Origin of the sequence: Proteus sp. G2674, from assembly GCF_009915195.1 — a bacterium.
Lineage (GTDB): Bacteria > Pseudomonadota > Gammaproteobacteria > Enterobacterales > Enterobacteriaceae > Proteus > Proteus mirabilis.
On record NZ_JAABLS010000013.1, the window covers coordinates 16,767 to 41,592 of the forward strand.

General features: G+C 36.5%; 26 protein-coding genes. 11 read left to right on the forward strand and 15 right to left on the reverse strand.

Translation table 11 applies throughout. From position 1 onward, the window contains the following. The first annotated feature begins 357 nt into the window (after positions 1-357). The 3 genes from GWI58_RS05285 to GWI58_RS05295 all read left to right on the forward strand — a co-directional run bounded on the left by GWI58_RS05285 (position 358) and on the right by GWI58_RS05295 (position 3,476). Positions 358-2,085 (forward strand): methyl-accepting chemotaxis protein, encoded by a 1,728-nt coding sequence (locus GWI58_RS05285; protein ID WP_110229555.1) that lies wholly within the window; start codon positions 358-360, stop codon positions 2,083-2,085. A gap of 229 nt (positions 2,086-2,314) precedes the next feature. Beyond that, positions 2,315-3,031, forward strand: a complete 717-nt coding sequence (locus GWI58_RS05290) for a hypothetical protein (protein ID WP_036919225.1) — start codon at positions 2,315-2,317, stop codon at positions 3,029-3,031. Positions 3,032-3,038: 7 nt separating this feature from the next. After that, positions 3,039-3,476: a hypothetical protein gene (locus GWI58_RS05295; RefSeq protein WP_110229556.1), complete on the forward strand. Its 438-nt coding sequence runs from the start codon at positions 3,039-3,041 to the stop codon at positions 3,474-3,476. On the opposite strand, the gene GWI58_RS05300 is transcribed toward GWI58_RS05295, so the two are convergent. The 4 genes from GWI58_RS05300 to GWI58_RS05315 all read right to left on the reverse strand — a co-directional run bounded on the left by GWI58_RS05300 (position 3,473) and on the right by GWI58_RS05315 (position 8,057). Further along, positions 3,473-3,952, reverse strand: a complete 480-nt coding sequence (locus GWI58_RS05300) for an Hcp family type VI secretion system effector (RefSeq protein WP_004249111.1) — start codon at positions 3,950-3,952, stop codon at positions 3,473-3,475. The genes GWI58_RS05295 and GWI58_RS05300 overlap by 4 nt on opposite strands. A 233-nt stretch (positions 3,953-4,185) precedes the next feature. Continuing rightward, entirely contained in the window at positions 4,186-5,730 is a 1,545-nt protein-coding gene (locus GWI58_RS05305; RefSeq protein WP_017628668.1) for a methyl-accepting chemotaxis protein, read from the reverse strand. A 148-nt stretch (positions 5,731-5,878) separates the two neighbouring features. Further along, on the reverse strand, positions 5,879-6,739 hold the full coding sequence (locus tag GWI58_RS05310) for an SIS domain-containing protein (RefSeq protein ID WP_046334859.1): 861 nt from the start codon (positions 6,737-6,739) through the stop codon (positions 5,879-5,881). Positions 6,740-7,451: 712 nt separating this feature from the next. After that, complete coding sequence (locus tag GWI58_RS05315) at positions 7,452-8,057, reverse strand: LysE family translocator (protein ID WP_110229557.1); 606 nt, start codon at positions 8,055-8,057, stop codon at positions 7,452-7,454. A 99-nt stretch (positions 8,058-8,156) separates the two neighbouring features. On the opposite strand from GWI58_RS05315, the gene GWI58_RS05320 reads away from it, so the two are divergent. The 3 genes from GWI58_RS05320 (at position 8,157) to GWI58_RS05330 (ending at position 10,298) form a co-directional block, all read left to right on the forward strand. Further along, positions 8,157-9,137: a hydrolase gene (locus GWI58_RS05320; protein ID WP_004246877.1), complete on the forward strand. Its 981-nt coding sequence runs from the start codon at positions 8,157-8,159 to the stop codon at positions 9,135-9,137. Continuing rightward, positions 9,134-9,355 (forward strand): YheU family protein, encoded by a 222-nt coding sequence (locus tag GWI58_RS05325; protein ID WP_004246876.1) that lies wholly within the window; start codon positions 9,134-9,136, stop codon positions 9,353-9,355. The genes GWI58_RS05320 and GWI58_RS05325 overlap by 4 nt, the downstream gene beginning before the upstream one ends. A 73-nt stretch (positions 9,356-9,428) precedes the next feature. Then, entirely contained in the window at positions 9,429-10,298 is an 870-nt protein-coding gene (locus GWI58_RS05330) for a phosphoribulokinase (protein ID WP_004246875.1), read from the forward strand. 88 nt (positions 10,299-10,386) lie between these two features. Here the strand turns inward: GWI58_RS05330 and GWI58_RS05335 are convergent, their stop codons facing one another. Then, positions 10,387-10,794: an OsmC family protein gene (locus tag GWI58_RS05335; protein WP_004246873.1), complete on the reverse strand. Its 408-nt coding sequence runs from the start codon at positions 10,792-10,794 to the stop codon at positions 10,387-10,389. Positions 10,795-11,106: 312 nt separating this feature from the next. Here GWI58_RS05335 and crp point away from each other — a divergent pair, with 312 nt between their 5' ends. Beyond that, complete coding sequence (gene crp / locus GWI58_RS05340) at positions 11,107-11,739, forward strand: cAMP-activated global transcriptional regulator CRP (RefSeq protein WP_004246872.1); 633 nt, start codon at positions 11,107-11,109, stop codon at positions 11,737-11,739. 87 nt (positions 11,740-11,826) lie between these two features. Here the strand turns inward: crp and GWI58_RS05345 are convergent, their stop codons facing one another. From GWI58_RS05345 to ppiA, 3 genes are all read right to left on the reverse strand, one after another. Continuing rightward, a complete protein-coding gene (locus GWI58_RS05345) occupies positions 11,827-13,044 on the reverse strand; it encodes an aspartate aminotransferase family protein (RefSeq protein ID WP_161768971.1) in 1,218 nt (405 codons plus the stop codon). A 117-nt stretch (positions 13,045-13,161) separates the two neighbouring features. After that, positions 13,162-13,737, reverse strand: coding sequence for an aminodeoxychorismate synthase component II (locus GWI58_RS05350; RefSeq protein ID WP_004246870.1), 576 nt, complete (start codon positions 13,735-13,737; stop codon positions 13,162-13,164). A gap of 372 nt (positions 13,738-14,109) precedes the next feature. After that, positions 14,110-14,682: a peptidylprolyl isomerase A gene (gene ppiA, locus GWI58_RS05355; protein ID WP_004246869.1), complete on the reverse strand. Its 573-nt coding sequence runs from the start codon at positions 14,680-14,682 to the stop codon at positions 14,110-14,112. Positions 14,683-14,956: 274 nt separating this feature from the next. Here ppiA and yihA point away from each other — a divergent pair, with 274 nt between their 5' ends. Then, positions 14,957-15,580 (forward strand): ribosome biogenesis GTP-binding protein YihA/YsxC, encoded by a 624-nt coding sequence (yihA, locus tag GWI58_RS05360; RefSeq protein ID WP_004249106.1) that lies wholly within the window; start codon positions 14,957-14,959, stop codon positions 15,578-15,580. Positions 15,581-15,704: 124 nt separating this feature from the next. Here the strand turns inward: yihA and GWI58_RS18005 are convergent, their stop codons facing one another. Further along, a complete protein-coding gene (locus tag GWI58_RS18005) occupies positions 15,705-15,752 on the reverse strand; it encodes a hypothetical protein (protein ID WP_438361642.1) in 48 nt (15 codons plus the stop codon). A 286-nt stretch (positions 15,753-16,038) separates the two neighbouring features. Here GWI58_RS18005 and def point away from each other — a divergent pair, with 286 nt between their 5' ends. Next, positions 16,039-16,557: a peptide deformylase gene (gene def, locus GWI58_RS05365; RefSeq protein WP_004246867.1), complete on the forward strand. Its 519-nt coding sequence runs from the start codon at positions 16,039-16,041 to the stop codon at positions 16,555-16,557. Between the two features lie 223 nt (positions 16,558-16,780). On the opposite strand, the gene polA is transcribed toward def, so the two are convergent. The 5 genes from polA to GWI58_RS05390 form a co-directional block, all read right to left on the reverse strand. Further along, the gene (gene polA, locus GWI58_RS05370; protein ID WP_161768972.1) at positions 16,781-19,579 is read right to left on the reverse strand and encodes a DNA polymerase I; all 2,799 of its coding nucleotides are present in this window, start codon (positions 19,577-19,579) and stop codon (positions 16,781-16,783) included. 324 nt (positions 19,580-19,903) lie between these two features. Continuing rightward, a complete protein-coding gene (locus GWI58_RS05375) occupies positions 19,904-20,302 on the reverse strand; it encodes a SemiSWEET family transporter (RefSeq protein WP_004246864.1) in 399 nt (132 codons plus the stop codon). 680 nt (positions 20,303-20,982) lie between these two features. Next, positions 20,983-21,606 (reverse strand): thiol:disulfide interchange protein DsbA, encoded by a 624-nt coding sequence (gene dsbA, locus GWI58_RS05380; RefSeq protein ID WP_004246863.1) that lies wholly within the window; start codon positions 21,604-21,606, stop codon positions 20,983-20,985. A 20-nt stretch (positions 21,607-21,626) separates the two neighbouring features. Then, a complete protein-coding gene (locus GWI58_RS05385; RefSeq protein ID WP_004246862.1) occupies positions 21,627-22,622 on the reverse strand; it encodes a serine/threonine protein kinase in 996 nt (331 codons plus the stop codon). A gap of 14 nt (positions 22,623-22,636) precedes the next feature. Further along, a complete protein-coding gene (locus tag GWI58_RS05390) occupies positions 22,637-22,906 on the reverse strand; it encodes a YihD family protein (RefSeq protein WP_004246861.1) in 270 nt (89 codons plus the stop codon). Between the two features lie 218 nt (positions 22,907-23,124). On the opposite strand from GWI58_RS05390, the gene mobA reads away from it, so the two are divergent. Together mobA and mobB are read left to right on the forward strand one after the other, a co-directional pair. Continuing rightward, complete coding sequence (gene mobA / locus GWI58_RS05395) at positions 23,125-23,709, forward strand: molybdenum cofactor guanylyltransferase MobA (RefSeq protein ID WP_161768973.1); 585 nt, start codon at positions 23,125-23,127, stop codon at positions 23,707-23,709. 11 nt (positions 23,710-23,720) lie between these two features. Next, positions 23,721-24,239: a molybdopterin-guanine dinucleotide biosynthesis protein MobB gene (mobB, locus tag GWI58_RS05400; RefSeq protein WP_004246857.1), complete on the forward strand. Its 519-nt coding sequence runs from the start codon at positions 23,721-23,723 to the stop codon at positions 24,237-24,239. Between the two features lie 86 nt (positions 24,240-24,325). Here the strand turns inward: mobB and GWI58_RS05405 are convergent, their stop codons facing one another. Beyond that, positions 24,326-24,823: a RidA family protein gene (locus GWI58_RS05405; RefSeq protein WP_004246856.1), complete on the reverse strand. Its 498-nt coding sequence runs from the start codon at positions 24,821-24,823 to the stop codon at positions 24,326-24,328. Positions 24,824-24,826: the final 3 nt, after the last annotated feature.

The window sequence follows — 24,826 nt, forward strand, 5'->3', positions numbered from 1 at the left end:
GAGGTATTTCTTAAAATCAATTATAAATTTTCCTATTCTATATAGGTTATAAAAATCAGACAGCACTTTGCTTACTGATATTTTTCTTTTCTTTCTCATCAATCATTAGAAACTTTTAATTACTAATAATTCGCCTTGCTAATAAATTATTTTTTTCCTCTAGCACCTTACACCAATCATTAGAAAATTTTAGTTATTAGCGGTTAATTAAAGCGAAAAAAAGCAAAATAAGTCGTTTTCAGTCACAAAATAGATAAAAAAAGTAAAGTTTTCAATTATTAAGCCGAATAAATTTAACTGATGTATGTTTGTCGTTCCTTGCTCTTTATCCTACAAATTAATGAAATAGGTAAGGCTATGCTTAAACGAATAAAAATATCTAGTGGCTTAATGTTTATTTTGATCTTGTTTTGTGCCATTCAGTTGTTTTCTGGTGCTACAGGCATTCGTGATGCTTATTTAACTAATAAGCGAATTTCACAGTTAGCCGATGGTTTTGAACAGATAAAAACCATGGATTATGGTTATGCCGCATTAAATAAATTACGTGAAGATATGCTTAATGTAATGTTTGATGCTCATCTCACCCCAGATCTTGCTGAAAGCAAAATTACAGATTTCCTCTCCTCTTACCCTCAACGAAAAAAAGAAGTCTCTAGCATTATTACCCAATATTTTACCTCCGCTGAAAATGCCGATTTTGATCGCGAAAAAGTGGCGAAAATGAAAAAACTATTTCAGCGTGTCATTTACGATCTTGACCAGCTCGTTTCATGTTTAGAAATACGAGATTATTACGGTTTCCAATCGCTTTATGCTCACAATACGAATGAGCGCTTCACACAATCACTTTATGAGGCAACGGATCATCTTAGCGATAATGTCGTCAACCACGCTATAGAAGCCGCACAGGGTAATTACCAACGCGCGTTGATCTTCGCGTTTATTTTTATGTCGGTATTTATCTTATTTACGGTGTTTGTCATGTTGTGGATACGCCACCATATCGTGTTACGTATTAAACAAGTCATTGATTATATGTCAGATATCTCACAAGGGAATTTACTTGAAAATAGCACCATAAAAGTCAAAGGTAATAATGAGATAGACCAACTTATTAATGGAATACAGTATATGCGGTCTGAATTATCACTGATAGTCAATGCTATTCGCGGAACAAGTCATCATATTTATAATGGTGTACAAGAGCTCAGTGCTGGTAATAATGATCTATCTAGTCGTACTCAAGAGCAAGCGAGCGCTTTAGAAGAAACCGCTTCTAGTATGGAACAACTAACCGCCACAGTAAAAAATAATACTGAAAGTGCTCGTGAAGTATCACACCTTATCAATCAAACCTCTAATATTGCCAGTAAAGGGGGGGATGTTACCCATAGAATGGTAAAAACCATGAACGATATTGCACAAAGCTCTCAAAAGATTGGCGAGATCACAACGGTTATCAACAGCATTGCTTTTCAAACCAATATATTATCACTCAATGCTGCGGTAGAAGCGGCCAGAGCAGGAGAGCAAGGACGTGGTTTTTCTGTTGTTGCCACAGAAGTAAGAGAATTGGCGCAACGCAGTGCAGAGGCGGCAAAAGAGATCAAAGAGCTTATTGATGCGTCGATTAACCGCGTCAAACAAGGTAATCAACTGGTTGAACAAGTCAGTACTTCAATGGATGAGATCCTCACATCAGTTAAACATGTTGAAAGCTCAATGACTGAAATTTTATCTGCATCAGAAGAACAAACGCGAGGCATTTCTCAAGTCTCCTTAGCCGTCACTGAAATGGATAAAGCGACACAACAAAATGCCGCAATGGTGGAGCAATCTTCTGCTGTAGCGAGTTTACTAACCGAAGAGGCGGGTGATCTTGAGCAAATTGTTGAGCAATTTAAAACAGCGGAAAGTCTATTTTCGAAGAAGAGCACATTAACAAAACCCGTTGAGAAATCAGCAAATATTGGGTTATCGCCCATAAAAGAAAATCAACAAGACTCAAGAATAAAAGAGCCAAAAAACCATAACCAATCAACATTCAAAGAAGATGAAGATGATGATTGGACAAGTTTTTAACAAGTGCTAATCTATTTATATGTATATCAACACCTCATAAAAATGAGGTGTTGATATACTATTATAAACTGTGAAATTGGGCTTTAATACTATGTGTGATTTAGCGATTAAAATAATACTGAAATATTTTTATAGTATTTAATAGAGAAGTTTAAGTAGTAAATTCGCTCATTTCATATCATGATTCTTATCTGAGTCTAAATTGTTAATTAAGCATAAGGATATTTGCATGGATGATGATATAAATATTAGACCTTTTGATTATAATGATATTGGTAGAGTCTATGACTTTAAATCACCATTAGTTGAAGGAGAGTATTTTGCTCTAGAATTAACTGACACTATACCATCAGGGTCAGTACCTGTCGTCGATGAAGATTCCGGAATGTGCATAGGCTATCTATATGGCATATCTGGAGTTTATGATGTTTATGATGCAACTGGTGAATATTTAGGTAAATATGAACTACCTTTAGTATCACCATTAATTGATCCTTTAGATATAATTTTACTTGGGGGATGGTTTGTTAAAAATGGAGCGAAGCTCACTACTTTACTTAAAGGAGGTGGTACATCTTTAGTCAAAGCAGGAACTATTAAATTAACAGATCATTTAATTTCACTTTTACGTGGACGACTAAAAATAGGATTATCACCTAGAACTTTAAAATTCACACCTAAAGCCGCATCTCACATGGCTGAAGCAGAAAGATATGTTCCAATAACAATTATTGAAAAAGCAATAAGATATGGTCAGAGAGGGGTAGACACTAAAGGTAGATCTGCTTTAATACTTAAAAGATATATTATCAAAATAAAAAAGTATCGTTACTCATCAAAAATAAAAAATCTTAATGGTAAAAATATAAATGAAGTAAAAGAATATACTTTAGAAGTTGTTGTTGATGAAAAAACATGGACCGTTACTCATTTTATGTATAAATAGAGGCAATATGTTTAGTATAAACAATGAAATAAATAATATAAAGTTTTCTATTATTGATATACACGATTTTTCTATTGATAGTGAACAATACTCTGAATATGATAAATCATTTACTTTTAATATAGAATTAACCCTTAAAAACGGTTTTTTTAATGTTTTTAATTGTGAATTTTATTATTTTGAATTAAGTGATTTTGTCGATAATATTTTAGATATTATAAACAACGTTAGTTATAAATGTTTATTCACAGATGAGAGAAACATAATTAACATTTCCTTTAAAAAAATAAAAAACTCTAGCGACATTTCAGTTCACTACAAGTTATTTGAATACTTCGATAGTGACTGCTATATAACTGGAATATTTATTATTTCTAAAGAAAAACTATATGACATTATAAATGATATAAAACCTTATCTATTAGAGAAGAAAGCATCTACTTAGTAGATACTTTCTTCTCTAATACTATATCCTGATGTGGATGCCGCTAAATGCCTCCATGTGATATCTCTATAATCTAACAATATGATTTCTTCCGGTTGTCTGTCATTATGAGATATTGAATTAGGATAATCATAAGTTATATTTTTTATGGTGGCCTGTTGTAATGATATACTGTAGTACTTTTCTTGAGCGCCATTTTGACTAGTTCTAAAAAATTCTAGTTTGCAATCTATTAACTCATTATTAGATATGGCGACACCTAGCAGTGGCGATGATTTATCGATGGGTTTTACTATTTCGAATGGATGATGATGAGAGTTTTGGGCTCGAGATATCGAATGTCTAATAGCTAATACAAGTATTTCATCCTCATGACCTTTTTGGTATTTATTTCCAATTGAATCATATGTTGAACACCCTTTAGATATTAATCCTTGTTGTTCCCCAGTTAGGGTCATGTATATAATGTTAGCCATGTGATTTTCCTATTTTATATTTTCAATATTTTATATATAACTTAAGTCAGGACAAAAAACAATCAAAAATCCAAATATAGTAAAATCTCAAATGAAAGAAATAAGAGACACCATTTTTTCCATAATTAATTATTTAATACAATTTAATCAAATAATTACACCTCATAAAAATGAGGTGTTTTATATTATCTGGAAGATCTTTACCTATTTCTTTATTCGACTTTTCTTACTATTTAGTGAAATACATGAATAGCTTTTACTAAATAATTCGTTTGTTCTTTCATTTCTCCGGAAATTAACGACGCTTTAGAGACATAATCTGCATTTTCATGTGTTATTGATTCTAACTGCTCTACAGCTCGACCAAGCTCTTTTAATCCTGCACTTTGTTCTGATGATGCAAGGCTGATTTCACCAATAAGACTCGTGACATTTTTTACATGAACCACAATATTTTCCATTGTTTCCACCGTCTCATTCACTTGCTTTGAGCCAATCTTAATATTGTTACTTGATGTATTAATCAATGCTTTGATCTCTTTTGCCGCCTCTGCACTGCGTTGCGCCAAATTACGTACCTCACTGGCTACCACAGAAAAACCGCGTCCTTGCTCTCCTGCTCTGGCGGCTTCCACCGAAGCGTTTAATGCCAATATGTTGGTTTGAAATGCAATACTGTCAATGACACCAATAATATTACTGATACGCTCAGAACTTTTCGCAATATCGTCCATCGTATGCACAATAGTATCCATTGCAGTTCCTCCTTGTATTGCTGCCTTGCAAGTCATATTAGATAAATTATTAGCCTGCCCTGCCGTTTCACTATTATTACTCACCGCTGTGGTTAATTGATTCATGGTTGACGCAGTAGTCTCAACATGACTTGCAGTTTGTTCAGTCCTCGTATAGAGATCACGATTCCCCGCAGCTAGTTGATCACAAGAAAAAGCAACTTGATGAATTTGATGACTGACATCGTTCACAAGCCAACGAAACATCCGCCCTAATTGATTTACAGAACGTTGAGTCATACCAATTTCATCAATACGATCAAGATAATCAACGTTGTGTTCATCACCTGTAGCCACCCGATTAGCATGTTTATTAAGGATCATAATCGGCTTCACTATTTGAAAATAAAAAATTCGCTCATTGGCTATCAATAGTGAAAGTAAGATAGCGGTATGAATGAATAAACCCCAACCATTTAAACCAGCAAACCAAACACTTAATAATATAAAAGGAAATGGTAATAAAAGAAGTAAGCGTACACGCTGCTTTAGTGAGAGTGTTTGTTTCCATGAGCGCCAACTTTTCCAGCCCTTATAAATGAATGCCCCCTTAGAAAAAGTGTGAGAGGGATATTTACCTTGGTTAAAAGCGGCATACAGTGCTGCGGCTTGTTCTACTTCTTCTTTTTTTGCCGCCGTCCTCACTGACATAAAACTTTGAATTTTACCTTGACGAATAATAGGGGTGACATTAGCTCTTACCCAATAATGATCGCCATTTTTGCGCCTATTTTTAACTATTCCCGTCCAAACCTCCCCCTGTTTTAATGTTTTCCACATGTCTCTAAATACATCAGCAGGAATATCTGGATGTCTGACAATATTATGGGGTTGCCCCATTAACTCTTGTGCTGAAAAACCACTGACTTCAACAAAATCCTCATTAGCATAAATAATATTGCCATTAACATCGGTTGTTGACATCAGTGTTGCGTTTTCAGCTACCGGATATTCTCGCTGTGTCACCGGTTGATTGTTACGCATTAGTTACTCTCCTCGTCATTGAAATGAGATATCTCAATAAAAAAACACGTGCTAAATAACTAACGTTTCGGCTACAAAGAGAATAACTTTAGAAATAAGTGTAAATATTAACTTTTAAATATTAAAAATTTGAATCAGTTCAAATAAATTAATCATCCAGACTATTAATTAGTGCTTGAGAGCTTAATACTAAAGTCTTCGCATTTTCATCACGCTTCTTTAATAATGCCATAAAGATAAGATCGGTAATGGTGTTTTGTGCAGTGCGAGAAGAAATAGCAGCACTACGCCACTCACCTTCATCAGCAATAGTTTCTAATATATAATCGGCCATCAGACCTAGTGGTGAATGTTTTTCTCCTGTGATCGCTATAATTTTAGCACCTTGTTTTTTAGCCACAGATGCAGCGACCAGCATATCTTTTCTTTTGCCACTGTAAGAGATAACAATTTGTAAATCCCGAGGGCTTAACATCTGAGCAACAGAAATTTGTACATGATGATCGGTTTCAATTAAAGTCGTAATACCTATTTTCTGTAATTTATAACTTAAATCTCTGGCAACTAAACCTGATCCACCAATACCTATAATTTGTACCCGAGAGGCGTCATCAATCTGTTGGATCACTTGTTCAAACTGGTGATAATTAATTTGACGTGTGGTATCCCGAATTGAATTATTTTTTTCTTGTGCTAATTTCTGCGCAATAACAACCAGGCTATCCTCAGAATCTATTTGGTTATGTAATATGCTGGAATTTTTTTCTGAATTAGCATTTTTTCGCCCTAAATCTTCACTGATAGCCAGCTTTAAAGAAGGAAATCCTTTAAATCCTATCTTTTGACTAAATTTCACTATTGCTGATTGGCTGACTCCCATAATTTCGGCTAATTGCTGTGATGATAAAGTCACGATTTTTTCAGGGTGTTCTAAAATATAATCCGCTATTTTACGTTGATTTGTCGCCATCCCTGGTTTTATCCACGCTATCTTCGTTAATGTAGGCATAATGACATAATCCACTTAAATTATACTATTTTTATAATGATTTAATTATTAACAAATTTAATTGTATTAAATAATTAATTTTTAATGGTAAAGTGAATTAAAAACATCATCTACTCAATAGAAAATGTTAATAATATTAACAATACCTTTATAATAATTCTGTTTATGATTTTATCTAAAATTTTACGTATAAGCACATCTATTTTTAAACAAATTATAAATAATGCTTAAATTTTTTTTAGTTTTTTGAAATAATTTATTCCTTAATATCACTGCAGATAAAACTCCATTAAATATCAATATATAGCATAATAATAAAATTTTATCCCATTGATAAATAATCATAAAATTAATGTTAATAAAAATAAACAACCAATAAACACTCAACAACCATAGTCAATCAAACGGAATAAATAATTCCTTGCCACAGCTACGATTAAAATTAAAGATAAAATAATCAAGAAATACACAAAACAACACTTTAATCATACTTAATATTATTAATAGATAATCATCAACAACGGTAATAAATAATTATGTGTAATGTGTGATTAAATAACATATTTGGATATAATAATAATCGTAGAAAATAACTCAATATAGCTAAATTAGCTAATTAAATGCAATATAACAAAACAAGAGACTAACTAAACTAAAAAAATTATTATTTATAACAATAAAAAGAAACTAAATCATTTATTTTAGTCTATATTTATTCAATCCAAATCAATGGAATACACATGGCGGTTAATATCCCCATTATAATATTAAATAAGAACCATGCTCGTCTGCTTTGTAAAAAATGACTGATAAATGTTCCACCTAAAATCCATACCATACCAGCGATAAAATTTACCACCAACATCACAACACTAATTACACCAATCGATCCCAAATAACCATCACCGGCTAAACTAAAACTTCCTACGGCGCCTAGCCCCATCATCCAAGCTTTTGGATTTAAAAATTGCAATAATCCACCTTGAAACGCCGTCACTGTTTGGGGCATTTTACTTGAAATATCTAATCGTTGGTAAGAAGCGGTTGCTGTTTTCCAAGCTAACCAACAAAGATAAATGCTACCAATAATCTTTAAACCGATATGCAATGCAGGATAAATAATCAATAATGTCGCAATACCAAAAGCAGAGCTAAGTAATACACATTGCATTCCGACGATAATGCCTGCCATCAACGTTAAAGAGCGTTTTAAACCAACATGAGCCCCCGAAGAGGTTAATAGTAAATTATTAGGTCCGGGCGTAATGGCTGCAATAAAAAGGAAAACGCTCAACGAAACAACTAGGCTATTTGTCATAGTGAAATGCTCAAAGATGTGACAGATGTTTTATTTTCACCGAAAATAGCAGTATGTTATTTAGCAAACAAGCATTAATTCATTTTAATAAACGGAACTATGTCTCAATATTTTGATCCAATACCTTGGGCTAAGAATCCCCATTTACAGACACTTTTGCCTCGAATAGTGCGAAGAACGCCACTATTAACGCCTTATTGGCAACGGCTTAATTTGCCTGATAATGATTTTGTCGACTTAGCATGGAGTGAAGAACCCAAAACAGCGCAACATAAGCCCCGTTTGGTTATCTTTCATGGTTTGGAAGGTAACTTTAATAGCCCTTATGTTCATGGCATGCTAGCCGCGGCGAAAGCGCGAGGATGGCTAGGTGTTGTCATGCATTTTAGAGGCTGTAGTGGCGAACCCAATCGGCAAAAACGCATTTATCATTCTGGTGAAACAGAAGATGCCCGCTATTTTCTGAATTGGTTAAAAGAGCAATTTGGCGAACAACCAACCGCAGCGGTAGGTTACTCTTTAGGAGGCAATATGCTGGCCTATTATCTTGCCGAAAGTGGTGAAAATGCGGTATTAGATGCTGCTGTTATTGTGTCAGCACCTTTGATGTTAGAACCTTGCTCAACCAAAATAGAGCGAGGATTTTCGCGCTTCTATCAATGGTATTTACTGAAAGGGTTAAAACGCAATGCAACTCGCAAATTGATCCGCTATCCCCAGTCGTTACCTATTAGTCTATTAACCATTAAATCCATTAAAAAGTTACGTCAATTTGATGATCTGATCACGGCAAAAATTCACGGTTTCAAAGACGCCCTTGATTATTATCGTCAATGTAGCGCTCTCCCTTTACTCAATCAGATCAAAAAAAATACACTTATCATTCACGCCAAAGATGATCCCTTTATGTCTACAGAAGTGATACCTGATATCACAACATTACCTAAAAATATTGAATACCAATTAACAGAATTTGGTGGGCATGTAGGTTTTGTTAGTGGAAAACTCTCTAAACCTGTAATGTGGCTTGAAAAACGTATCCCCGACTGGCTATCAACCTATTTGGAGAAAGTAAAATGATCATCCCTTGGCAAGAACTATCAACCGAAACGCTAGATAACTTGATTGAAAGTTTCGTTTTACGAGAAGGGACTGATTATGGTATGCAAGAGAAAACGCTTGAACAAAAAGTTGCCGACGTAAAAAAACAACTCGTCTCGGGTGAGGCCGTGTTAGTGTGGTCTGAGCTTCATGAAAGCGTCAACATTATGCCAGCTGCACAGTTTCGCCCTGATTGATCTTACCTAAGTTGGCACTATCACATCACATTTAACAATAAGGTATAGCCCTTATTTTGAAAAGGAACATGATATGTCAATCAAACACCCTATTATTGCTGTTACTGGTTCAAGTGGTGCAGGTACTACTACAACCAGCCAAGCTTTTCGTAAAATATTTCAGCAACTCAACGCCCATGCAGCCTCTATTGAAGGGGATAGTTTTCACCGTTATACACGCCCTGAAATGGATATGGCCATTAGAAAAGCGAAAGAGCAAGGACGGCATATCAGCTATTTTGGCCCTGAAGCCAATGACTTTAATTTATTAAGTTCAACCCTAAGTCACTATAGCCAAACAGGGCAAGGGCAATTTCGCAAATATCTTCATTCTTATGATGAAGCAACCCCTTATAACCAATTACCTGGGACATTTACACCTTGGGAAGCATTGCCAGAAAAAACAGATATTTTATTTTATGAGGGATTGCATGGTGGAGTCGTTACCGATCAACATAATGTCGCTCAACATGTTGACCTATTAGTCGGTGTTGTACCTATTGTTAACCTTGAATGGATACAAAAATTAATTAGAGACACCACAGAGCGCGGGCACTCTCAAGAAGCGGTGAGAGATTCTGTGGTACGTTCGATGGATGATTATATCAGTTACATCATTCCACAGTTTTCTCGCACTCATATCAATTTCCAACGCGTTCCTACGGTGGATACCTCTAATCCCTTCTCAGCTAAAGCTATTCCAACACTGGATGAAAGTTTTATTGTTATTCGCTTTCGTGGCTTAACGGATATCGATTTCCCCTATCTATTGGCAATGTTGCATGGTTCATTTATGTCGACTATCAATACTATTGTTGTTCCAGGAGGGAAATTAGGCTTAGCGATGGAATTAATCATGGCACCACTGGTGAAGAAATTATTGAATGGTGAAAAAATTAGCTAAAATAGATATGTTATTTTTGACGAAAATAATATCCCCGTATTTTAGGGATATTATTTTATATATTAAAATTTATTTTAAAATATCAAATTTATTCAGGATCTTTAATTTCAAAAGAGTGCGTAATATTGGCTGCTTTTCCTAACATTAAAGAAACAGAGCAATATTTTTCTGCTGATAATTGTACAGCTCGCTCAACAATTTTATCTGTCAACGCTTTGCCGGAAACAATGAAATGTAAATTAATATCAGTAAATAAACGAGGTGCCTCTTCACGACGCTTTGATGTTAATTTTACTTCACAATCAGTGACTTGGTGGCGACCTTTACGTAAGATACTCACCACATCAATAGCACTACAACCACCCGCAGCAATTAAAACCATTTCCATCGGACTAGGCGCTTTATCACCTGAATTACCATCCATCATAACTTGATGGCCGGAAGATGATTCGCCAACAAAAGATAAATCTTCAACCCATTTAACACGTGCTTCCATTTTATTTTTCCCCTAAATACAACTGAGACTAAAAGAGTACATTCTCATAATTCAACTAGCAATTAGCAAATAGGTTTATTATGCTGACTGCGTAAAACGAGACTTAATGCGTTAACTGTGTTAAAAACAATATCTGCTTGATGATAGTGGTTAAGATCAATGCATTATTTTCTCATTTATTATAATCTATTCCTTATTAACTTTCCGAATTCTCAGGAAGTTAATCGGTAAAGATAGGATTTTAAGCACGCTGTATCAAAAGGGTGTCAATCCGTTTTGAAAGGCTGCATTAACGTACAGAGGATAACGCGAATGGTTCTCGGCAAGCCGCAAACAGACCCGACTCTTGAATGGTTTTTGTCACACTGCCATATTCACAAATATCCATCCAAGAGCACGCTGATCCACCAAGGTGAAAAAGCGGAAACACTTTATTATATTGTTAAAGGTTCCGTGGCTGTTCTTATTAAAGATGAAGAAGGAAAAGAGATGATCCTTTCCTACCTAAACCAAGGTGACTTCATCGGTGAACTTGGATTATTTGAAGAAGATCAAGAACGTAGTGCATGGGTTAGAGCAAAAACAGCCTGTGAAGTAGCAGAAATTTCCTATAAAAAATTCCGCCAATTAATTCAGGTCAATCCTGACATTCTGATGCGCCTTTCCGCTCAAATGGCGAATAGATTACAAACCACATCAGAAAAAGTAGGTAACCTTGCTTTCCTTGATGTAACAGGTCGTATTGCACAAACTTTATTAAATTTAGCTAAACAACCTGATGCAATGACGCATCCTGATGGCATGCAAATTAAAATTACACGTCAGGAAATCGGTCAAATTGTAGGTTGTTCACGTGAAACTGTAGGCCGTATTTTAAAAATGCTGGAAGATCAAAACCTCATTTCAGCACACGGTAAAACTATCGTTGTTTACGGTACTCGTTAAGTTGCATTGAAAACAGCCCATTTAACTGATGGACAGTGATTATTTTGTATGAAGCCCCATCGCAATGATGGGGTTTTACATTTGAATTCACTCTGCTTTTACAAACTCAGCAAGCGCTTTTCGTAACGCATTCATGCCCTCTTGTAACTCTTCGAGGGTAATAATCAGCGATGGTGTAAAGCGTATTACATCAGCCCCGGCATTTAACATCATTAAGCCATGCTTAGAGGCCAGTGCAAGTAACTCTTTTGCTTTACCTGCATACAGTGGTGCTAACTGCGCGCCAATTAATAAGCCTTGTCCACGAATTTGGGAAAATACAGCATAAGTTTGGTTTATTGCCTGCAATTCATCCACTATCCAACGATGACGCTCACTGACACCTTCTAATACCGCCTGAGTGTTGATTAAATCAAAAGCAGCATTGCCTACTGCACAGGCTAATGGGTTCCCTCCATAAGTCGTACCATGTGTTCCTACCCCCATTACCGAAGCGATATTCTCGGTGGTTAACATCGCACTGAGAGGAAAACCACTACCTAATGCTTTGGCACTGGTAATAATATCGGGCTGTATATCATAGTGCATATAAGCAAATAGTTTGCCGGTTCGCCCCATACCCGTTTGTACTTCATCAAGAATTAATAGCGCTTGATGCTTATCACATAGTGTACGTAAGCCATGCATAAACTCCGCTGTCGCCGGTGTCACTCCGCCCTCACCTTGGATAGGCTCCAGTATTACGGCACAAGTATGAGAGTCAATCACGGCTTTTACAGCATCAAGAGAGTTAAAAGGGACATGTATAATATCCGCAGGTTTAGGACCAAAACCATCCGCATATTTAGGTTGTCCCCCTACAGAGACTGTAAAAAATGTTCTACCATGAAAGGCGTGGTGGAAGGCAATTATCTTCGTTTTATAAGGATTATGACGGGTAATAGCGTAATGTCGTGCTAATTTAAGTGCGGCTTCATTCGCTTCTGCCCCAGAATTGGCAAAAAAGACACGCTCAGCAAAAGTATGTTGGATTAATTTCTGAGCTAAACATAATGCCGGCTCATTAGTAAACACATTACTTACATGCCAAAGCTTCTCACTTTGCTCTTGCAGTGCTTTATTCAATAGTGGATGCGCATGCCCAAGCGCTAGAACAGCAATACCACCAGCAAAATCAATATAGGATTTTCCCTGTTGATCCCAAACACGGCTACCTTGCCCTTTAACAGGAATAAAATCTGCTGGTGAATAAATTGGCAACATTACCTGATCGTAAGTTGCCCGATTAATACGTTGATTTATCATTACCCCACCTGACCGACATTTAGCCATACAATGAAAATATAATCACTAAATATGAATAAAAAATCAAATAAGGTTTGATATAAAAGTGGATAATGACGCTAAATTTTCATTATCCAATTAATATTTAAGAAAATTATTTAATAACTCATGCCCTTGTTCACTCAGAATACTTTCAGGATGAAATTGCACACCTTCAATGGGTAAAGTACGATGACGTATCCCCATAATTTCATCAACATTCCCGTCATGTTGGCTCCATGCTGTAACCTCAAAAGGGACAGGCAAGGTTGTCGCATCAATCACTAAAGAGTGATAACGGGTAACGCTTAAAGGTCGATTAAGCCCTTTAAACACCCCTTGCTGATTATGGTGTATTAATGAATTTTTGCCATGCATCACTTCACGGGCTCTGATAACGGATGCACCAAAAGCTTGCCCAATCGCCTGATGACCAAGGCAAACACCTAAAATAGGTATTTCCCCGGCAAATCGCTGTATCGCCTCAAGAGAGATCCCTGCTTCATCTGGCGTGCAAGGTCCCGGAGAGATAACAAGATGTGATGGCATCATCTTTTCTATCTCTTTAAGCCCAATCTCATCATTACGTTTAACAACAACCTCCGCCCCCAGTTCACAAAAATACTGGTAAAGGTTGTAGGTAAACGAGTCGTAATTATCAATAAGTAACAGCATATTAGCTTATCCGACTGATTTTATTATCATTATCTGTTTTAATGCTATTTTGAAACCGTTATATCCCTGACAAAATAGCTCGTTATTCAACCGACCTGGATACAACGAAGCCGATTATCATAGCACAGGTGTAAAATATAAATAGTAAGTAAGAAAAGCTGTTGATTTATTGCGCAATAACAATAATGACGGTGATTATTCATCAATTAAGAGATAAATAAAGCAAACAAGCGCGGTACTAGAAGATCATATGTCAAAAACAAAGATCAGAAATAATTTTTTTGATCGACAATATCCAGAATGTGAGAACGCATTCTGGATATCTGTTCATTGACTGGCTTAGGCTAGAGAAGTGTCTAACCTAATCACCCATTATTCTTTAACCACCTCAGCGGATAAAATCGTCACGGTTTTAACGGGTACATTTTGGTAAGGACCAATATTGCGGGTTTGCACTTGTGAAATTTTATCGACAACATCCATGCCTTTCACTACTTTACCAAACACCGCATAACCAAAATCACGTTGACCGTGATCTAAAAAGGCATTATCAGCAACATTAATAAAGAATTGGCTTGTGGCACTGTCTTTATCTGATGTACGAGCCATTGCAATGGTGCCTTTTAAGTTACGTAAGCCATTATCAGCCTCATTCTTAATCGGCTCTCGTGTCTGCTTTTGTTGCAAATCTGCCGTAAATCCCCCACCTTGGATCATAAATCCGGGGATCACTCGATGAAAAGTGGTCCCGTTATAGTAACCATCTTCGACATACTGAATAAAATTTTTCGTTGTGATAGGGGCTTTTTTATTATCCAGTGACAGTTCAATATTGCCTTCAGATGTGACTAATTTAACAAAGGTCTCTCCCGTTGCAGCCATTGCAAGGCTTGTTGTTGTCAAGGTGCAAGCGGTAACGAGAGTGACAAAAAAACGTTTTAACATGCAGGGATCCTTTACTTTAATAGTCTACAACTTACTTAATATGCAGCGATTTTAATTCGCTGGGGCAAATAGTGCCAATCATTTACCTTTATTTACGCACAATAAACGCATTTACATCATAACAGGGTAAATTTTCATGTTTAATTACTGTTATAAGTCGCTAAATTACGCCAAAATAGAGGGAATAGTTAATTAATCGATTTTCGATTCTCTATGCAAAACTCATCTTAGTATGCATGAGGAAGCGCATTATTTCAGAGAGGCTTATACCATAATGACCCAATTTAATTACCAAAAAGCACATTTCATTATCAGTGCACCTGATATCCGCCATTTACCACCAGATACAGGAATTGAAATTGCCTTTGCGGGTCGTTCTAATGCGGGTAAATCCAGTGCATTAAATGCACTAACGCAACAAAATGGATTGGCAAGAACCAGTAAAACACCCGGTCGTACTCAACTTATCAATCTGTTTCAAATTGAGGAAGGACGACGTTTAGTCGATTTACCTGGCTACGGATATGCTCAAGTCCCCGAAGAGATGAAACGCAAATGGCAACGCTCTTTAGGTGAATATCTGCAAAAAAGAGAGTGCTTAAAAGGAGTTGTTATTTTAATGGATATCCGTCATCCATTAAAAGATCTCGATATGCAGATGATTGATTGGGCGGTGGATTCAGAGCTTCCGACTCTCGTCTTGCTCACTAAAGCGGATAAATTAGCATCAGGGGCGCGTAAAAAGCAGTTAATGGCGGTACAAAATGCACTGTCAGAAAAATCAGGTGATATACGTGTTGAATGTTTTTCTTCTTTGAAAAAAATAGGCATTGATAAATTACGTAATACGTTAAATGAGTGGTTTACTGATACTAACGAACCAGAGACAGAAGCTTAACTCGCTATCCGCTTTACTAGGGGAAAATATGGCTTCCCCTTCCATTCTTAGCATTAATCACTCGTGCAAATTTTAGATAAAAAAATGCCCCAGTCGAAATAAAGTCGACTGGGGCAGCTAATATTCAGCTAAATCCGATTACGTGAAGTAAAAGGTCTGAAAGATAGAACATCTTACCTCTGTACCCTACAAGAGATAATGTACTCTATTTTTTTGGCTAATAAAAGCCCTTTTGTAATTTTTTTTCACATGCAAACACGATTCAGCTTGATGTTTATGTATTCAAACGCTCAATAAATGTAGTTTAATTACATATTTATGAGATCTAAATCACCTGTAAAAAGTGCTTAAAAATAAAACAAATCACACAAAATGTGCGGTTTATACAGACTAATTTTGTGATAGGCTTATCGCGAGACCGTAATAAATTTGTAAATTAGCGATAAAATGAGGTATTCATGGCTGTATTAACGCTACTGCATTTTCCTGATGAGCGACTACGCAAAGTTGCTACACCTGTGGAAAAAGTAGATGACGAAATACGCACATTAATCGATGACATGATTGAAACCATGTACGCAGAAAGAGGAATTGGCTTAGCGGCTCCTCAGGTTAATGTCTCTAAACGTATTGTCGTTATTGATGTTTCTGAAAATAGAGATCAACCCATTGCTCTTATTAACCCAGAAATTATCAGTACTGAAGATGAAATAATGGATATGATGGATGGTTGTCTTTCTATCCCAGACTCTTTTGCTCCCACACAACGCTTTCGCTACTTAAAAGTCAAAGCACTAGATAGAAATGGTGATGAAATCGAGCTAGAAGCAGCCGATCTCTTTGCTGGCTGTATTCAACATGAGCTAGATCACCTCAATGGTAAACTATTTATAGACCATTTATCGCCGTTAAAACGTCAACGTATCGAGAAAAAACAGAAAAAATTAAGCAAACTCAACAGCACCCAAGTTGCTTAATGGAATGTATTTAACTTTTGATATTGTTAATACTAATGACTTTTATAGTGTAAGCTCAGTCAAACAACTGGGCTTTTTATTTTTTATCCCCCCACAATTCCTATTGTTCCCCTTCCCTAGCTTTAAATATAGCAAAGCGGGAAAACCTTATAGCTATCCCGCTTAAATTCATCAGTTAAAAAACCATACTGATATCTATTATAAACAAAGTGTTATCTCGTCATTAATGGGCTTCATCCCAGTTATTACCGACTCCGACTTCGACCTTCAGTGGAATAGCAAGCTCCATGCTACTTTCCATGAGCTTATGGATCATCGCATTTGCTTTTTCTAAATATGACTCTCGTACCTCAAACACTAATTCATCGTGTACCTGCATAATCATATGTACATCATCAGGGCATTCATGATAGATCCAATTATCCACCGCAATCATTGCTTTTTTAATGATATCGGCTGCTGTTCCCTGCATAGGTGCGTTAATCGCTTCACGCTCTGATGCTTTACGTCGGATCGCATTTTTAGAATTAATCTCTGGCAGATATAAACGGCGTCCATCTAACGTTTCCACATAGCCTTGCTGTGACGCTTGTTTACGGGTACGCTCCATATAATCTAATACCCCAGGATAACGTTCAAAATAGAGATCCATATATCGCTGTGCTTCTTTTCGTTCAACACCAATCTGCTGTGATAAACCAAATGCGCTCATACCATAAATAAGACCAAAGTTGATCGCTTTCGCACTACGACGTTGTTCAGAGGTGACTTCGTCTAAAGGTATACCAAACACTTCAGATGCAGTAGCTCGGTGAATATCTTTCCCTTGAGCAAAAGCATCAAGCAAACCTTTATCTTGCGATAAATGCGCCATAATACGTAATTCGATTTGAGAATAGTCGGCAGCAACTATTTTAAAACCATCACGGGTAATAAACGCTTGGCGAATACGACGCCCCTCTTCATTTCTTACTGGAATATTTTGCAGATTAGGATCACGAGAAGATAAACGTCCTGTCGCAGTCACCGCCTGATGATATGAAGTATGCACCCGCTTAGTTTTACTATTGACCATCAACGGCAATTTATCCGTATAAGTCGATTTTAATTTTGCCAATCCACGATGTTCTAAAATTAAACGAGGTAACTCATGACTATGCGCTAACGCTTCTAACACTTCTTCATTTGTTGAAGGAGCACCTTTTGGCGTTTTCTTGATAATAGGAAGATTGAGTTTTTCAAATAAAATCTCTTGTAATTGCTTAGGTGAAGAGAGATTAAATTCTTGCCCTGCTAACGCGAATGTCTCTTTTTCAATCTCAGCTAAACGTTGAGTGATTTCTTGGGATTGCATGGCAAGCACTTGTGCGTCAATCAATACGCCCTTACGCTCCATGCGTGAAAGCACAGGAACTAATGGCATCTCAATATCGTGATAAACGTGTTTTAGCGGTGCAATCGCCTCTATTTGAGGATAAAGCGCTTGATGCAGTAACAAGGTAATATCAGCATCTTCCGCTGCATATAAGGTCGCTTGTTCAACCTCAATCTGATTAAAGGTAAGTTGCCCCTTACCTTTACCAGCAATCTCTTCAAATGTCGTCGTTTTATGATTTAAATGCTTTTCCGCTAAGGTATCCATATCATGGCGGCTACTCACACTATTTAAGACATAAGACTCCAACATGGTATCAAAATAAATACCGTTTAATTCGATGCCTTCATTTTCCATAATGCCGCGGTCGAATTTCAGGTTTTGCCCAATTTTTAAGATGGTTTTATCTTCTAAAATCGGTTTTAAAGCAGTTAGTACCTCATCAACAGGTAATTGCTCTGGTGCATCTAGATAATCATGACGCAATGGAATATAAGCGGCCTTGCCAGGCTCTACCGCAAATGACAGACCGATTAAACGTGCATCAATATTATTCAAGCTATCTGTTTCAGTATCAAAAGCAAAGGCGGGCGCTTTTTTCAGTACCTCAACCCAGCGCATTAAGCTTTCATGAGTCAATATAGACTCATAGTTCTCTTGAGAGATAACCGGGAAATTGTCTGCAGCTGGCTGCTCTTTGGGTGTTGCGACTTCTGCACTATAGGGGACTGGCGCTTTACGGCTACTGCGTTGAGCTAACCAACCACCATTTTGTAAGTCACTTATCCAGCGTTTAAATTCATAACGCGTAAACATTTCAAGTAACTTATCTAAATTAGGTTCATTAACCACTAAGTCATCAAAGGTTTTATCAAGCGCTACATCTGTTTTAATTGTCGCTAATTGATAAGAAAGTTTGGCAACTTTCTCATGTTCAACCATTTTGGCGCCAAGTGTTTTCGCACCCCGGAAACTCAATGTGGCTATTTTATCAAGCTGTTGATAAATATCCTCTAAGCTACCAAGTCCTTGCAATAGCCCTAATGCTGTTTTTTCACCTACGCCTGGAACACCGGGAATATTATCTGATGAGTCACCCATCAGTGCGAGAAAGTCGATAATCAACTCTGGTGGCACCCCATATTTTTCTTTAACTTCATCGGGGCCTAAAATAACATTCGTCATCGTGTTGATAAGTGTGATATTGGGCGTAACTAGCTGTGCCATATCTTTATCACCGGTACTGATTAACACATTACGACCATCACTGGCTGCTTTTAATGCCAATGTGCCAATCACATCATCAGCTTCGACGCCAGTAATAGAAAGTAACGGTAAACCCATCGCTTGAACCATTTCATGCAAAGGCTCAATCTGCTCACGCAGATCATCTGGCATTGGTGGGCGATTAGATTTATATTCCTCATACAACTCATCACGGAATGTTTTGCCTTTAGCATCAAACACAACCGCCACATGACTAGGCTTATACTGAATTATTAGGCTGCGTAGCATGTTTAACACACCATACATCGCCCCTGTGGGTTCACCTTTGCTATTAGTTAGCGGAGGAAAAGCATGATAGGCACGATAAAGGTATGAAGAGCCATCTACAAGGATAAAGGGGTTTTCTGCTATCTGGACCATAATCTGTTCATCATTGTTCTGAGGTTCATTGATATGACTAGAATGCCACATTGCAACGCAATAGACGAATATTACCTGAGATTATTGACAAACTTCTTATCACGATAGACAGATATAATTATCGGTTAGTCACCGATAATCATTGATTCGAATAAATCAAGCAGATCAATTTATATCTTAATAAAAAGACGATAAATATTATTCGTTTTTATAAAAAATAATGACTAAAAATAATATAGAAACACCTCAATAATATATGATTATTTATATTCTCTATATTATTTTTAATAAAATACAGTAATAAAATACGGTATAGTTAATCAATTAAATAATTGCAGTAAGGCAAGCAATTGTACCGAATAGAATACCGGGAGCATTAGCAATCGCAACGGGATATTCTTTACTTTTCACGCCATAATAAGTCCATAATAAACAGTTTATGGCTGCAACAAAAGGCTGGAATGGGCTAGTTTTAATGCCATTAAGATTGTCCATTATTTGTGGAATATAAGAGACATACATACCACAGGCAGTGACTGTTGCTATCCAACTGACTAATGTGACAATATTAATTTCATTTAGCGTGGCGAGTTTCTGTTTAATTTTCCTCATTAATTTATTTATTGGGTTATTCGCTAATCTAATTCCACGATAAGGAACAAGGCTTGTTGAGGTAGATTCATCGAGTAAAGTAAGATTTTCAGGATCTGTTTCGTTTTGCATCACGCCTCCTACTGTTATTTATCCAATATATAAAAATGAATTTTTTATGTTGGATAATAAATATAACTATTACCAGTTCTAGCATAAGTAAAAGAATATTGTCAAATAAGCAAAATGGGAGAATAAAGCAGTTAAATTAAATGCTAAAGAATTATTATTAACATAAAATCTACATTTTTCATTATTCTAAGAGGTTAGCTATTTAACATTTCCAAACACTAAGCAATTACACTTAGCAACGGAAAATAATAAACTAAAATATAACAAGTTATTGCTTCTTTATCTAAAAAAATTAGCGCAACACAACCATAAACAAGGAACTAAAAGAGTCAGTTCGTTAATATTGATTTACAATAATATTACAGACTATTTCCCTGACATTACATTGTTTGTATTATTCATGAATATCCTGTGGATAACTCTGTGAGTATTTTTGTAACCCTATCTATATTAAGTGATTACGTCTATTTTCACTTTATTAACATAATTAAAAAATCAATGACTTACGATGCATTACTAATTATATTGAATTAATTAGATATACATCAATTAATGTGGATAGTTATATTATGAAGGAAATATGAAGAATAAAAAAATGGCACTCACAAACAATGGGTGCCATTTTTATCTAACATTGGTAGCTATTTCTACTTATCTATCAATTAGCAATAACTTATCAATTATTTTTTCATCAGTAATTGATTGACGACATCAGAATAAGCTTTTGCATACTCTTCTGGTGATTTAGCACTAATGCCATCATTTTTCATTTTATATTTACCATCAATAACCATTGCCGGTACACCATTAATTTGGAAATCAGTTACCGCATTTTGTTGTTGGCTTACCAATGAGTTAACCACAAAACTATTAATTGCTGCATCATAATCTTCCGCTTTTACCCCTGCATTAATAAAGGTAGTGCGAATATCATCAACAGAGCGAATAGATTGTGTTTCTTGTATTCCTTTAAATAAGGCTGGAGAGACTTGGTCTTCAACACCTAATGCAATAGCAACCGCCCATGCACGGGTCATCTCTTTACCTAACGGCCCTAAGAAGTCAACGTGGTAACGAGCCATTTTGGTGTTTTCTGGTACATTTTTTTCAACTGTGCTATTGACCTTATACACTTCAGAAAACTGATAGCAATGAGGGCAATAAAAAGAGAAAAATTCAACCACTTGTGGAGCACCTGCAACAGGCTTAGAAAGATTTGTATACTGCTTACCTTCAGAAATATCGGCAGCTGAAACACCAAATGCTAACACCATACTTGCTAACGCCAGCCAAATTTTTTTCATTTCGTATTATCTCCTAAAAATTAATACATTGGGCTAAGTTGTAAAGGTGGCTCATTTAATTGCTCCACTTGCCCTTTAAATAAAGCGAGTTGTTTAAACCAAAAGTCTTGCTCTTGAAACCAAACAAAGGTTCTTGGAAAAGCAGGATCCTTCCAGCGCTTTAATACCCATGCGATATAATGCACCATTCTCATCGCACGTAGAGGTTCAATTAATGATAGTTCTCTCACATCAAAATCTTGATATTCATTATAAGACTCAAGCAATGTATCTAGCTGTATAAGCTGATCTTGCTTTGAGCCACTTAATAACATCCAAAAATCTTGAATTGCACTTCCCATACGAGAATCATCAAAATCAACCATAACGACTTCATCACGCCACAATATATTGCCGGGATGACAATCCCCATGTAGTCGTAATTTTTTCCATGTTGAGTCTGATAATTTAGGACTCACTTCATGAATAATTTTATCAATAGCATCAATAAATTGAGATTTTAATTGCGTTGGAACTAAATCACTTTGTTCAAATTCTAATTTTGGCGCGACCAAATAGTCCGCAACAGACAGTGTCGGCCGATATTGATAGCTCTTTTTTCTACCTATTTGGTGGATACGTCCTAATGTCCGCCCCACCTCTTCAAGCTGAAATAGATTATCAGTTTCATATGCTCTTCCCCCAATACTTGGGAATAATGCAAAATAAAACCCTTCATTAGAAAGATGAACTGTTTCGCCTTTTACCTCGATAGGCGCTGCGACAGAAACCTGTGCCTCTTTTAGCGCTAAAACAAATTCATGTTCTTCTTTTATTTGTGAATAGCTCCAACGTTGAGGACGATAAAATTTCACCACATAACGTTGTTTGTGCTCATCCATAAACTGAAAAACACGATTTTCATAGCTGTTTAATTCCGTCAGCCCTGAATCAGGATAAAACCCAATATTAATTAGCGCATCCCAAATACTATCGGGAGACAATCCTTGAAAATTAAATGAGGCAGATATGGCCATGTCCTATCCTGAAATTAATCTTTAATCACACCGCGAGCACGTAAAATAGCTGTTTTGAAATCTTCTTCATAATCTTTCTTCAGCCCAGGAATAACATCTGTGGGTGCGGTATTGCGCATTTTTAGATGATAGATCAAAATATCATCAGTTAGATCAGCAAGTTGACCTTTAAAACCTGCTTCATCCGCCAGTTTCTGTAATAATTGAACTAAGTTTAAATCAGAATGCTCTTCCCATACTGGGTGCAATAATTCCATCACTTCATTAAGACGGTGACATTTCATACAAAAAATCCTTATTATTAAAATAACAACAAAGTACCAAGTATTCTCTAAGAGAAAAAGACAACCTCTGTCAATCTGCGTAAATATTACGCTTTTTTTAAAAAATTGCTGTTGCTTTACATGTAACCAGAATAAGTTCGTGCTTTCTATTACTATATCGTCTTTACTTGATAAGTATTGTTCGCAATTTTTCGCAAACTCATTCACAAATATTGACTATGAAAAACCAGAATATCACAGGCGGTATACTCGCCGGTGGCCAAGCTACTAGAATGGGAGGCGCTGATAAAGGGCTTCAACTCTTACATGGGCTACCTTTATACCTCCATATTGCCCAAAAGTTATCACCACAGGTTGCCTCTATTCTGATTAGTGCAAACCGTAATCTGGAACGCTATCGCCAAAGCCAGTATCCTGTTATCACCGATGAAACCAGTGATTTTTCCGGTCCTTTAGCTGGAATGCTGGCATTATTAAAACAAGCTCAAACCCCTTGGGTTGTGTTTGTTCCTTGTGATGTCCCCTATTTTCCTAACAACTTGGTTGAAACGCTCTATCGTCACAAAGGGGATGCCTTAGCCGTCTATGCCGACGATGGGCAGCGAGAGCATCCAACACTGGCACTGTTAAATCGTTGTCTTATTCCAACACTTGAGGCTTATCTCGCTCAAGGTGACCGTAAATTAATGCTATTTATGCGCCAAATCGCCGCTAAACCGGTTTTATTTGCTAATCAGGCCGCAGCCTTTATTAATTTAAACACACCTGAAGATATAGCAAACGCCAATCACATAGCAAAATAGGAGCTCATGAGATGACACAAAATCAGTTACCGCTATTAGGGATCACCGCTTGGAGTGGTACAGGTAAAACAACCTTACTAAAAAAACTTATTCCTTTGTTGCGTAACAGAAATATTCGGGTTGGTATGATAAAACATACCCATCATGATATGGATGTCGATAAACCAGGCAAAGACAGCTATGAACTTAGAAAAGCCGGAGCCGAACAAACATTAGTCGCTAGTCAACAACGTTGGGCATTAATGACCGAAACCCCTGATTTAGCTGAGCTGGATTTGTACTATCTCGCTTCTCGTTTTGATGCAAGTAAACTCGATATGATTTTAGTGGAAGGTTTCAAAACAGAGGCTATCCCTAAAATTGCACTTTACCGTCATATCAATGAGCGAAGTGTTAATGAGTTACTGGATGAACATGTGATAGCACTAGCCAGTGATAGTGATTTAGACACATCCCTCCCACTGCTAGATATTAATTCGCCAGAAGCTATTGCTGATTTTATTATTCAGTGGCTAACGGAAAAAAAATAGCCATAAAAAACGCTAAAGAAAGTTGCCCTTCTCTAGCGTTTTATAAAATTGGTTTACCTTAAAATAAGGTAAAATACAGGGTGTCTTTATTTAGCAGGACGAACTGCAATCACTTCAATTTCTACACGCCATGCTGGATTAGCCAATTTAGCCACTTGGAATGCTGAACGTGCTGGTAATTGATTGGTTTTTGAAGCGTCATAGAACTTAGAATAACCGTTCATAAAGCCTTTAAAATCCATAGTGCCGTTATTCTCTTCACCACCAACTAAGAATACTTGCATCTTAACCACGTCTTTCATATCAAGACCAAGGTTATTCAGGTTAGTTTTGATTTGTTCTAAAACATTAATAGTTTGCTCTTCGGTATTACCGTAAGAAGCTAATTCACCTTCTGGTGCATCTGCGGATTTCTTAGTAGGCACTTTACCACTTAAGAAAACCAGATTATTACCTGCATTAATTTCAACTGCTTCTGAAATAGGCATACCGTCTAATTTATGATGCACAACATTCTCCGCTGCATTTGCACTTGCTACACCGAACACGAAAGGTAAAGCAACAAGTAGACTTTTATAGCGCATGAA